This is a genomic window from Paenibacillus tritici, assembly GCF_013204885.1.
Taxonomy (GTDB): Bacteria; Bacillota; Bacilli; order Paenibacillales; family Paenibacillaceae; genus Paenibacillus_AQ; species Paenibacillus_AQ tritici.
The window spans coordinates 35877-48335 of the sequence record NZ_JABMKX010000005.1; the positions used below are offsets into that span (position 1 = coordinate 35877).

The 12459-nt window shown below is 54.0% G+C and carries 8 protein-coding genes; 6 read left to right on the forward strand and 2 right to left on the reverse strand.

Annotated features, from left to right (window positions below):
* Positions 1-130 precede the first annotated feature (130 nt).
* Positions 131-1141, forward strand: a complete 1011-nt coding sequence (locus tag HQN87_RS09850) for a ketoacyl-ACP synthase III (protein ID WP_216857243.1) — start codon at positions 131-133, stop codon at positions 1139-1141.
* Between the two features lie 186 nt (positions 1142-1327).
* Here the strand turns inward: HQN87_RS09850 and HQN87_RS09855 are convergent, their stop codons facing one another.
* Positions 1328-2344: a LacI family DNA-binding transcriptional regulator gene (locus tag HQN87_RS09855; RefSeq protein WP_173131527.1), complete on the reverse strand. Its 1017-nt coding sequence runs from the start codon at positions 2342-2344 to the stop codon at positions 1328-1330.
* A gap of 187 nt (positions 2345-2531) precedes the next feature.
* Here HQN87_RS09855 and HQN87_RS09860 point away from each other — a divergent pair, with 187 nt between their 5' ends.
* Positions 2532-7544 (forward strand): carbohydrate binding domain-containing protein, encoded by a 5013-nt coding sequence (locus tag HQN87_RS09860; RefSeq protein WP_173131530.1) that lies wholly within the window; start codon positions 2532-2534, stop codon positions 7542-7544.
* A 147-nt stretch (positions 7545-7691) separates the two neighbouring features.
* Here the strand turns inward: HQN87_RS09860 and HQN87_RS09865 are convergent, their stop codons facing one another.
* The gene (locus tag HQN87_RS09865; protein WP_173131533.1) at positions 7692-8246 is read right to left on the reverse strand and encodes a GbsR/MarR family transcriptional regulator; all 555 of its coding nucleotides are present in this window, start codon (positions 8244-8246) and stop codon (positions 7692-7694) included.
* Positions 8247-8501: 255 nt separating this feature from the next.
* Between HQN87_RS09865 and HQN87_RS09870 the strand changes: the two genes are divergently transcribed.
* From HQN87_RS09870 to HQN87_RS09885, 4 genes are all read left to right on the forward strand, one after another.
* Positions 8502-9701, forward strand: coding sequence for a quaternary amine ABC transporter ATP-binding protein (locus tag HQN87_RS09870; RefSeq protein WP_173131536.1), 1200 nt, complete (start codon positions 8502-8504; stop codon positions 9699-9701).
* On the forward strand, positions 9698-10534 hold the full coding sequence (locus tag HQN87_RS09875; RefSeq protein WP_173131540.1) for an ABC transporter permease: 837 nt from the start codon (positions 9698-9700) through the stop codon (positions 10532-10534). Before HQN87_RS09870 ends, HQN87_RS09875 begins: the two co-directional genes overlap by 4 nt.
* A gap of 33 nt (positions 10535-10567) precedes the next feature.
* On the forward strand, positions 10568-11434 hold the full coding sequence (locus tag HQN87_RS09880) for a glycine betaine ABC transporter substrate-binding protein (protein ID WP_173132525.1): 867 nt from the start codon (positions 10568-10570) through the stop codon (positions 11432-11434).
* A gap of 256 nt (positions 11435-11690) precedes the next feature.
* Positions 11691-12305, forward strand: a complete 615-nt coding sequence (locus HQN87_RS09885; protein WP_173131543.1) for a TVP38/TMEM64 family protein — start codon at positions 11691-11693, stop codon at positions 12303-12305.
* Positions 12306-12459 lie beyond the last annotated feature (154 nt).

The following is a 12459-nucleotide window of genomic DNA, read 5'->3' on the forward strand; positions in this document are numbered from 1 at the left end:
AGGCTCCGCAAACACTTGACGCTTCCGAGAAAACATTTTTGCAAAATATACGGAGCAGAGTTATAATTAGTACCAAGTACTAATAGTAGATACTAAATTAAATTTAAATATGAGGTGAACTTAAATGAAGATGAAGGGTGCAAGAATTACAGCGATTGGAACTTATGTGCCGGCCCGGAGACTTACGAATCATGATCTGGAGCAGATGGTCGATACCAATGACGAATGGATTGTGCAGCGGACGGGTATCCGGGAGCGCAGAATCAGCGGCAGCGATGAACACACCAGTGATCTATGTACGGCCGCCGTGCAGGATCTGATGCAGCGTTACGGTAAAAGTGTAGAGGATGTCGACATGATTCTCGTGGCTACCAGCACGCCTGATTTCACATTCCCTTCTGTGGCGTCCGTTGTGCAGCATCGTCTGGGCATTCCGCTGACTTCAGGGGCGATAGATCTGAGTGCCGCCTGTGCCGGATTCGTCTATGCACTGCATACGGCCCATGCGCTGGTGTCCTCGGGACTCCATCATAAAGTGCTGGTTATAGGTGCCGATGCGTTGTCTAAAATAACCGATTACACCGACCGCAGCACCTGCATTCTGTTCGGTGATGGAGCAGGAGCGGTGCTGGTGGAGAGCGGGAGCGGCCAGGATGATTTTTTGGGATTCCATCTCGGCAGTGACGGGAGCGGGGCGCAGCATGTCTACCGCACGGGGCTGGCGGACAAGGTGAACGGAGTAGAACTCGCAGGTACTGGCAAGCTGGTACAGAACGGACGGGAGGTCTTCAAATGGGCGGTCCGTACAGTTCCGCAGGGGGTACAGCAGGTGCTGGAGAACGCAGGGGCAGACCTCGCAGAAGTAGACTGGTTCATCCCGCACAGCGCCAATCTGCGGATGATTGAACCGATCTGTGAACGGCTCCGCTATCCTTTTGAGCAGGCGTTATATAGTCTTGAATATTTCGGCAATACCTCAGCAGCCAGTATTCCGCTTGCCCTTGACCTGGGTATCCGCGAAGGTAAGGTACGCAGCGGCCAGCGTGTATTACTGTACGGCTTCGGAGCAGGCCTTGCCCATGCGGGTCAATTGGTCAGACTATCGCTGGACCCTCAGGTAGCTGCTCCAACAGCTTTGTAAATTAAACACAAATAATGGGGACCAAGCCGAAATATGGTCCCCCTAATCAGAAAAATGGTGCCTTGAACCATCCTATCAAATGAGAGATTATATAATCGAAAGCGGTTTCAGCAGGGTTCAGCCAAGCAAGCAGAACAAAGAAACAGAGGGGAGGTAGTGTAATCTGTACCCGGAGGAGACTGCGGTTCACCGGCTTAGCCCGCTACCGCAGGATTCGCGGACGATCAGAGCCGGTTCGACGACAAAGGAGCCGCCTTCAGACTGATTGTTGATGAGATCGAACAGCATATGGGCCGCAAGCACACCCAGCCGTTCCTTGTTCTGGCGGATGGTAGTCAGTGTAGGACTGGTATACTGGCAGGCCTCGATATCGTCACAGCCGATGATGGCCACATCCTCGGGAACACGCAGACCCTGCTCCTTCAAGGCGCGGACTGCGCCGAGGGCGAGGAGGTCGGAGGCGGCGAAGATTGCTTTTGGCAAATCTCCCGAATGAATTAACGAGCTCATCGCCGCATAGCCGCTGGGTTCGAAGAAATCGTCACCGTGTACGAACCACTGCGGATTCATGACCAGGCCGAACCCGGCAATGGCGCTGACATATCCCGCTTCACGGCGGTTGGAGATGTCCGAATCTGCTGTGCTGCCTATGAATCCAAGCTCCCGGTGACCGAGCAGGTAGAAATGCTCCACCACTTTGGAAGCAATCTGGTAATTGTCCGACATGACATACCCTGATTTCTTGCCGGTCAGCTCCAGATCAACGCCGATACAGGGGATATGGCTCCGGTCCAGCTCCTGGATCGCAGGCTCCATCTGTTGACCGGAGATAATGACACAGCCGTCCACATGGAAATGCAGGCAACGCGAATAGTAATCGCCGCTGTTAATGAACTTCTCATTCGAGAAGAAGATCAGATCGTAACCCAGTACGCCCATCTGTTTCTTGAAGGAATTCAGCACTTCTACGAAAAAAGGATGGGTAAATTCCACATTCAGCTCACCGGCAAAAATAACCCCGATCAGGTTCGACTTCTTGGTCGCCAGCGTCTTGGCGGAGCTTGAGGGCGTATATCCGGTTTGTTCGATAATATCGAGCACTCTTCGCTTCGTTTTTTCGGAGACATCGCTGTAATTGTTCATAATTTTTGAGACAGTGGATACAGAGACCCCGGCCATTTCGGCAATTTTTTTGATATTCATTTGCATGGCTGTTGCCACCCCCGCTTCCTAGAGTCTATTCAACTTACCGAAACAAGTCAAAGGTTAATTACAGCCAGGGAACAAGTACGCATATGATCGAAACCGATTTCGATTATTGCAGCTGAGCAAGGCCTGACCGTGTGATTACGCGAAGGACGAGACTGAGATTAGAGGAGGCATTTACCCTATGCAAAAGAATATATCAGCGTTGTTAGCAGCTGCTGTAATCGTTACTGGACTCTTGTCGCCGCTGGGAGGCGGAACGGCAGGTGCCTTGCCGGCCAAGAGTGGGCATGCAGCAGAGGCGGAGACCGCCGCTGCTATGCAGAACGGAAGCTTGGCCAGCGATAAATTGAAAGCGTTTACTGATGTGAAGACAGATAGCTGGGCGGCACATGCCGTGCAGCGCTGGAGCCGCAGCGGAGTGATCTCCGGCTACGGGGACGGCAGCTTCCGGCCGGATCAGCAGGTGACCCGGGCAGAATTCACGGCAATCGTCAACCGTATATTCGGCTACACGGAGATGGCTGCTTCGCTCCCGGCTGATGTGCCTGCGGGAGCGTGGTACAAGAACGATATCGCCAAGGCGGTAGCGGCGGGATATCTAAGCGCGGGAGCGGATCATCATATCCAGCCCGCAGCCAAGCTGAAGCGCGGGGAGGCGGTTGTGGCGCTGCAGAAGATCTTCCGGCTGGAGACTGTCAACCATACCGGGGCCTTATACAGCGATCTGGCCGGGGCGGACAGTGAGGTCAGATCGGCAGCGGATGCCTTCACGGCAGCCGGATACATCCAGGGTTACCCTGGCGGATTGTTCAAGCCGGGCGGGAGTATTACCCGCGCCGAGCTGGCCAAGCTGGCAGACACACTGGTGCAGGAGCTGTATTCCTCCGGCGGGGAAGTGAAGCCGGGAACGGTACACGGAAATGTGGTGCTGAACCATGAAGGAGCTACGCTCAAGGACAGCGTAATCGAAGGGAATCTGTATCTTACCGAGGGGATCGGAGAAGGCGATATCCGGATTGAAGGTGTGCAGGTAAAAGGCACAACCTATATCCGCGGCGGCGGTGAACATAGCGTGACCTTATTGAACAGCAGCCTCGGCGCTGTTCAGGTTGCGAAGCCCCGGGGCACCATCCGCATTGTTGCCAGCGGGTCCACCGTGACGGGAACCGTATACCTGAACTCCGGTGCCAGCCTTGAAGAAAGCAGCCTGACCGGAGAGGGATTCACCGATGTTATACTTCCGGCAGGGCAGAAGACGGTCGCCCTTAAAGGGAATTATGGAGTGGTATCCACCGCAGATCCGGCCGGAGGCAGCCTTACGCTGAACTTCTCCGGCAAGCTCGCCAAGCTGATCTGGGGCGCTCCCGGCACAATTGTGCTGCAGGACAAAGCACAGGTAGCCGAGCTGCTCATCCGGGCCGGTGCCAAAGGCCTGGCGATCCGTGGCAGCGGCAGCTTCGGCACTGTGCTGAACCAGGCGGAGGATGTTACTGTCGGCGGCTTCGCCCTCAAGCAGGGCAGCAGCACGAACCTGAATCCGGCTGCACCGCAGGCCAGCCGGGCGCCTGCTGCCGGAGGCGGCGGAGAGACGGCCACGGCTACACCGGCTGTCACAGCTACGCCGGAGCCGACACGGACGCCTGCACCAGTAGTTACGCCAGAGCCGACGCCGGAAGCAACCCCGGCGCCAACCACAGATCCGTGGAGCCTTGTGTGGAATGATGAATTCGATGACAATGTCATTGATCCCGCGAAGTGGACCTATGATCTCGGTGATGGCACCGCTGTCGGGAATCCGGGCTGGGGCAACAATGAGCTGGAGTATTACACCAATGATGCGAAGAATGTGCAGGAACAGGGCGGCAAGCTGATCATCACCGCGCGCAAGGAGGCCGTAGGCGGCAAGCCATACACCTCTACCCGAATCAAAACAAATGGATTGTACAGCAAAATGTACGGCAAATTCGAGATCCGGGCGAAGGCTCCGGCAGGCAAAGGTCTCTGGCCTGCGATCTGGATGCTGCCGGAAGACTATGCCTACGGCAATTGGGCGGCCTCCGGGGAGATTGATATTATGGAAGGCTGGGGCAGCCGTCCGAATGTGGTTGCCGGCACCATCCACTATGGTTCCCAGTGGCCGGATAATGTCTATTCCGGCAAGGAATATGTGCTGCCGGGCGGCTCCACGATTGAAGAGTTCCACAACTATTCTATTGAGTGGGAGCCTGGAGAGATCCGCTGGTACGTGGATGGCGTATTATACTCCACGAATAATGACTGGTACAGCAAGAGCAGCGGCCAGCCGGCCATGAATGCTTACCCGGCACCGTTCAACCAGAAGTTCCACCTGCTGATGAATCTGGCGGTTGGCGGTAACTTTGACGGTAATCCAACGGAGGATACGGTATTTCCGAGTTCCATGGAGATTGACTATGTACGAATATACGAGCTGACCGGACGCGACTACCGGCAGCCGGTTCCGGTCCAGTGGGAGAAGGAGCCGTATCTGGAGGGGGCTAAGCTGCCGCTTGCAGACGGCAACTTCATTCATAACAGCAGCTTCACTGAACAAGTGGAGGGTGATGCCGGAATGGGCATCCCGAATACAGCACACTGGGTACTGTATAAGGATGAAGGAGCGGATGCGGCTCTATCCGTTGAGCAGCTCGGCGGGAAGAATTTCCTTCAGGTGAACATCAGCAAGCCCGGAGGCAACTCCTACTCCATTCAGCCGCAGGCCATTGTCTCTCTGGCGAAGGGCAGATTCTACAAGCTGAGCTTCGACGCGAAGACAGATACGGCCCGGGAGTTCACAGCCCGGCTGACCGGCGGCGCAACGCTGGGATTCCCGTCGTATTCTCCGGCGTTCAAGGCTGGGCTGACACCGGACATTCAGCATTTCGAGACGATGTTCCAGATGAAGGAGAACTCGGATAATGCGGCGCGGGTCGAGTTCAACATGGGCACTAATGCTTCCCCGGTATGGCTCGGCAATGCAAGACTAGAAGAGATTGATCAGATTCCCTTCGATCATGACAGTGCCAAAACGCCGCTCGGCAGCGGCAACCATCTCTACAATGGCAGCTTCGATCTGGGAGAAGTGAACGGACGCAGTTATTGGCATGTCGAAGGTACGGGAGGTGCTGAGGTCAGCCCGGTGGTTAAGGACGGCCGGCTGGAGCTGGGGATTGCAGGAAACGGAGGCGCGGAGGCCGATGTTACCCTGCTGCAGAAGGGGATTTTCCTGGTGCAGGGGCATGATTACAAGCTGACCTTCGAGGCGGACAGCTCCTCCGCACGGACGGCCACAGTTGAACTGCGGGGCCATGACGGTTCGGTATATGCTTCACAGCCGGTGCAGCTTACTGCAGGCAAGCAGCAGGCGGAAGCTGTGTTCACTGATCTCGCGGGAGTAACGGATCATCTGGGCCAATTCGTGCTGCGGCTTGGCGGCGATGCCGGAACCGTGGTGCTGGATCAGTTCCTGCTGCTGCGCACAAGCTTCTATTACGATCCCGATATCGACTACTTTCCGCTTAAGAACGGCGATTTCAGCAATGGCTTCAATGGTTGGAATCAGCTGCTCTTCGAGAAGGGCGGACAGAGCAGTTCAGCGGCAGGAGACGGGGCCGCGAGGTTCCACATTACGAATACCGGCAACGAGGCCTATTCGGTTATGATGTTCCAGAATGGCCTGAAGGCTGCCGCCGGTTCGAAATATATCATCGAATTCGATGCCAGTTCCAGTGTAGCCCGTGAGATCAGCGTAAGGGCAGAAAATGGACAAAATTCCCCATCGCATGGCGAGATTGTGAAGCTGTCACCGGAGAAGAAGCATTACGCAATGGAATTTACACAACTGACCAAGGATACCTTGTCGCTGAAGTTCCTGCTCGGCAAAGTGGAGGGTGTAAGCATTGCGCAGGCGCATGATATTATGATCGACAATGTGAAATTCGAGGTTAAGGATGCTCCGGCCAAGCCGCAGGAACTGGTTGCGGACAGCACCAATAACCGGGTGTTGCAGCCGGTCGAGCTCACTTTTGCCGAGAAAGAGGATTGGTCGAGCAAGATTAAGGCAGTGAAGGTAAACGGAACAACGCTCGGGAAGGAGCTGTACGCGGTTCAATCCGGTATCATTCGGCTGGATGCGGCGGTATTCCCGGCAGAGGACCGCTATATGATCTCCGTAGAAGCAGACGGATATGTTGCTGCACCGGTGGTCCAGTACATTCTGGAAAGCGGCGATAATCTGGTGTTCAACGGTTCATTCGGCGCAGGCGATGCAGGCTGGTCAATCTGGTCCCCGGACAAGGGCATGTCGTCCTTCCAAGTGGCTGGCGGTGTAGCGGAGGTGCAGATTAACGCTGCCGGTTCAGAAGTCTGGCATACGCAGCTCTATCAGGAGAATATCCGGCTTGAAGCAGGCACAACCTATGAACTGAGCTTCAAAGCCAAGTCTACGGTTCCGCGGCAGATGATTGTGGAGTATGGCGGCACCTCTGCCCAGCCAGCCCAAGCGAAGTTTGAGGTCACGGCAACCTGGGCGACCTATAGTGCGCAGTTCACGGTTACCAATAACAATCTGTTGAAGCTGAACTATCTGATCGGCAAAACGCTGGGCGAAGACGGAACGGCCAACAGCACAGCGCATACGATCTCTCTGGACGATATTGCGGTCCGGGAGGTTACAGGCGGTCCGGTCATTGAACCGGTCAGCGGCACGCTGGAGAACGGAACCTTCGATGCCGGTCAAGGCATGAAGGGCTGGACGCAATACTTCGAAGGGCCCGGATCAGCCGCAGCCAGGGACGGGGAACTGGAAGTCCTGCTGAACTATACCGGATCAGCGAACTACGCCGCCCAGGTTGATTACAGAGATCTGAAGCTGGTGCAGGGCAAGAGCTACACCTTGAGCTTCAATGCCCGCTCAGATGTGAACCGGCTGGTTGAGGTGGCGGTGGAGCACTTCGGCGGGGATTACACGAAATATCTGCCGGCAACCCCGGCTGCATTAACAGGCGAAATGCAGCGCTTCAGCTACACCTTCACCATGAACGGTGGAACGGATGCCGGAGCGCATCTGGTATTCCTGCTGGGTCTGATCGAAGGCAACAGCCCGGAGACCAATGCTGCCATCGCAGCAGGCAATCATATTTACATGGATGACGTCAGCCTGGTGGAGAATCTGTAAGGGTACAATTTAAAAAAGCAGCGATTCCGTTATAGGAGAATCGCTGCTTTTTGTTGTTGGTCCATTGCTGAACCGTACCGTCCATTTAGAGGACGGCATAGCTTTTTCCGCTTGGCTGTGGAATAGGATGGGCACATATAGCTGATATTATTCTTTAGGGATTAATTCAAAGATCTTGCCGGTTTCAAGCGACTCAATCAGCTTCAGCAGCCAGCGGTAATATTTGATGGCTTCCTCAATTTTGATCTCGTCGGTCTGGAGCAGGCGGGTAGTGTCAGGCTCGTCCGCATAGTCGATTTTCATCTGCCGGATCTCGGCCAGTGATTTGTTAAGTGCGGTCATATTTCCTTCAACCGCTTTTCTCCATTTAATGGAGAAGTAGTCGCTGAAGTTCTGATGCCAGTCGGGGACCACCTCGAACAGATCCTTGCGGGTGCCCTTGCCCCAGACTTTGTCGATCATCTTCAAATCCAGCAGGGTACGCACTCCAGTACTCATTGAGGTCTTGCTCATGCCCATGTTACTGCTCAGTTCATCCAGTGTGACCGGGCCCTCCTTGAAGTACATGTAACCGTATAAATGCCCGATGGACAAGGTGATTCCGTATAAATCCATGTTTTTGCCGATAGAATCGATCACTCGTTCACGGGCCTTGCTGATTTTCTCTATTTGCTCGGGCAGAAGCCCCTCTAAATCGTTCATGATGTCCCTCCTGAGGAATAGGCTGACAGGCTAGAAACCTCTCCAGTGTATTGTAATCAAATCCTTGGCAAGAAGTAAAGAATTCATCAGTAACGGAATATGGCGTTAAACAGAGTATTCTATACGTAAAGTTTGTAAAGTTAAAACTGTACACTAAATTTTAACCGAATATGCGCTTTGCTTCTCTTTTCGTAAGTCCGTTACACTAGGTCAGTAGCATTTAACCCGAAAGTAAAAGGGGAGAAGGAGGTCACCATGGCAATTATAGAGGTGAAACAGTTAACCAAAGTATTCGGTCATGATGCAGCACGGGCGCTTCCATTACTGGAGCAAGGCTGGTCCAAAGAGAGAATCGCCAAGGAGGCCAAGCTGACGGTCGGAGTGAACAAAGCCGAATTCAGCATTGAAGAAGGAGAAATATTCGTCATTATGGGATTGTCGGGCAGCGGTAAATCCACGCTCGTCCGTCTATTGAACCGGCTGATTGAGCCCACCGGGGGCCAGGTGCTGTTCAAGGGCAAGGATGTTGTCAAGATGAACCCGGAGCAGCTAAGAGAATTCCGGCGGAAGAACATCGGCATGGTCTTTCAAAAGTTCGCGCTGTTCCCGCACCGCAGTGTGCTGGCCAACGCTGAATACGGACTGGAAGTTCAAGGGGTGGAGAAAAGTAAGAGAACCCGTCTTGCCATGGAGGCTCTTGAGCTGGTGGGCCTAAAAGGCTGGGAGAATCACCGTCCGGATCAGCTTAGCGGGGGCATGCAGCAGCGTGTCGGCCTGGCGCGCGGTCTGGCCAATGATCCTGACATCCTGCTGATGGATGAAGCGTTCAGTGCGCTTGATCCGCTGATCCGCAAGGATATGCAGCAGGAGCTGCTGGAGCTGCAGTCCAGAGTGAAGAAGACGATTGTATTCATCACGCATGATCTGGATGAGGCGCTGCGGATCGGGGACCGAATTGCCCTGATGAAGGACGGGGTCATTGTCCAGATCGGATCGCCGGAAGAAATTCTGATCCAGCCTGCGAACAAATATGTAGAGCGCTTCGTGGAGGATGTGGATCTGTCCAAGGTCCTGACTGCTTCTCATGTGATGCGCCAGCCGGAGATGATCCGCCCGGAACGCGGACCCCGGGTTGCCCTGCAGCTTATGCGGGACAGCGGCGTATCCAGCCTGTATGTGGCAGATAACGAGATGCGGCTGCAAGGTCTGCTGACTGCGGATAATGCCTCACAGGCGTTGAAGGAGAACCGCAGCATACTCGACGTAATGCTGCGTGAGATTCCCCGCGTTCAGCCGGATACCCTGCTGAATGATCTGTTCGAGCTGATGTCGGAGACACATCTGCCCGTTGCTGTAGTAGGGGAAGGCGAGAAGCTGAAGGGCATTGTTATCAAAGGGGCTGTGCTATCTGCCCTGGCCGGTAACGCGGTTCCTGAAGGAGGATTAGGTTCATGAATATACCCAAGATACCGCTCGGAAAGGGCGTAGAATGGATCGAAGATTGGCTCACGACCTACTTCGGCCCTATATTTGATTTCATTCATGCTGTGATCGGGGGAATGGTGAGCGGGATTGATGCGGCGCTGAATTTCCTGCCCGCGATTGTGTTGACCCTTCTTATCGCTGCTCTGGCCTACTGGATCGGCAAATGGCGGATGGCGCTGTTTGCAGTGCTCGGGCTTTTGCTGATAGATAATCTGGGGTTATGGGGCCCGTCGATGCAGTCGCTGGCCCTTGTGCTGACAGCCTCCTTATTGGCTGTAGTTATCGGAGTTCCGCTGGGAGTATTCTGTGCGCAGAGCAAGACCTTCCAGAACATTGCCACCCCTATCTTAGACTTCATGCAGACGATGCCTGCGTTCGTCTATCTGCTTCCGGCTGTCTCATTCTTCTCGCTGGGGGTTGTTCCCGGCGTCATTGCTTCTATTATATTTGCGATTCCGCCAACGATCCGCTTAACCAACCTGGGCATCCGTCAGGTGTCGCCGGAGCTGGTGGAAGCTGCGGATGCCTTCGGTTCAACCGCAAGCCAGAAGCTGTTCAAGCTGCAGTTGCCGATCGCACTGCCGACCATTATGGCCGGTATTAATCAGACGATCATGCTGTCCCTGTCGATGGTCGTTATCTCGTCCATGATTGGAGCCCAGGGGGTCGGAGCCTATGTATACCGTGCGGTATCGCAGGCCAAGACCGGCGCGGGCTTCGAGGCGGGGATCGCCATTGTTATTATTGCCATACTGCTGGACCGTCTGACCCAGAAGCTGTTCAAATCCAAACCACAAGGATAGGAGTGTATTATAAATATGAATACAATGAAATCAATGAAGCGCCGTCCGTTAATCTTGGTGCTGCTGCTGATGGCAGTTGTTCTGCTAGCCGGCTGCTCGTCCAAGGACGGCAGTACGGTGAAGCTGGCTTATGTAGCCTGGGATTCCGAGATCGCCAGTACAAACGTAGTCAAGGAAGTGCTTGAATCCAAGCTTAATGTTAAGGTGGAAATGCTCCAGGTCGATGCCGGGCCGATGTGGGCCGGGATTGCCGACGGAAGTGCGGATGCGATGGTAGCCGCCTGGCTGCCGGGCACTCATGCCTCCTATCTGGAGAAATACGGCAAGGATATTGAGGATGCCGGTGTGAATCTGGATGGAACAAAGACCGGCCTTGCCGTTCCGGCTTATATGGAGATTAACTCCATTGAAGATCTGAACAATGCGGAGGTTGCGGCCACGCTGGATAAGCGGATTATCGGGATTGAGCCGGGTGCCGGAATTATGACGGCTACGGAGTCTGCGCTTGAAGCCTATGGCTTGAGCGAATATACGCTGCTGGAGAGTTCCTCGGCGGCGATGGCTCAGGAGCTGCAGAAGGCTTTTGACAAGAATGAACCTATAGTGGTAACCGGCTGGACTCCGCACTGGATGTTCGCCAATATGGATCTGAAATATCTGGATGACCCGAAGAATGTATACGGCGGTGCCGAGCAGATTCATACGATGGTCCGTAAGGGCCTCAAGGAAGATATGCCGGATGTGCATTTGTTCTTAAGCCAGTTCAAGTGGACGGCAGAGGATATGGCTCAGGTTATGGTCAAGATCCAGGGCGGACAATCGCCGGAGGATGCGGCCAAAGAATGGGTAGAGAACAATGAGGCCAAAGTGAATGAATGGATTACCGGTATTTCTTCTTAAGGAAAGCTGGTGTGTTCAATGTGATCTGGCAGCGGAGATCGATGTGTGCTATGATACAAGAACATAAGCAACAATTCTGTAACTTGTAGGCTACCCGCAGTACTTTATCTTTGTATGTCATAAGCAGACTTATTCAACGAACACCCCGAGAGGGGTGTTTTTCTTGAAAATTAACGAATACGTTAATGAACGGGCGGTTCTTTATGTTTCTGGCTGAAAGGATTACCTGCAAGAAGTCGGGAAAGGAGAGCGCTCCATGACTGAGACCATCAATGCCTGGATCGACTGGCTGCTGCAGAGTCTCGGACTCAGCGGCCCTTACATTGTTTTCGCTACCTTCCCGCTCGCCCTGCTGCAAAGTTTGTTCGGATTTTTCCCCTTGGCGATTCTGATTGTGCTCCATGTCTCTGTATTTGAAGTGATAGGCGGGATGGCTGTCAGTTGGCTGGCCTGCAATATTGGTGCGGTATTTGTTTATTTTCTCTTCCGGCGTTATCTCTTTGACTGGTTTGACCGGAAATGGGGCTACAAGCTCCAGAAGTATGAGAAATGGCAGGTCTATCTGGACCGTTACGGCATCTGGACCCTGGTGCTGCTGCGTACGATTCCGATTGTGCCCAGCAATATCATCAACCTGATGTCGGCAGTATCTCCTATTAAGCCGGCGGCTTTTGTCTGGGGAACGGTGCTTGGCAATCTGTCTTATATCTGGCTGTTCGGCACGATCAGCTCCTCGCTGATTGTCCCCAGGGAGGAATGGAACGGGTTTCTTACGTGGTATGCGGTGTTTATGCTGATTCTCCTTGCGATCTTTGTCCGGCTGCATTGGGGGCATTTGCAGGAGGATAAGCGCAAGCGGGCGGGGCATTAGGGTTAGGACGGCGAAGTTATGTCTGCTTGAACGCTACGTCCTTTACAAGGACAGCATTGCCGTTTCCACTTGCCTATGAAGAATGTATCTGCGGTGATCTGCCGCAGGGATGTTCTTCTTTTTTGCGTCTGCCCTGAATAGCCTATTAGTACAA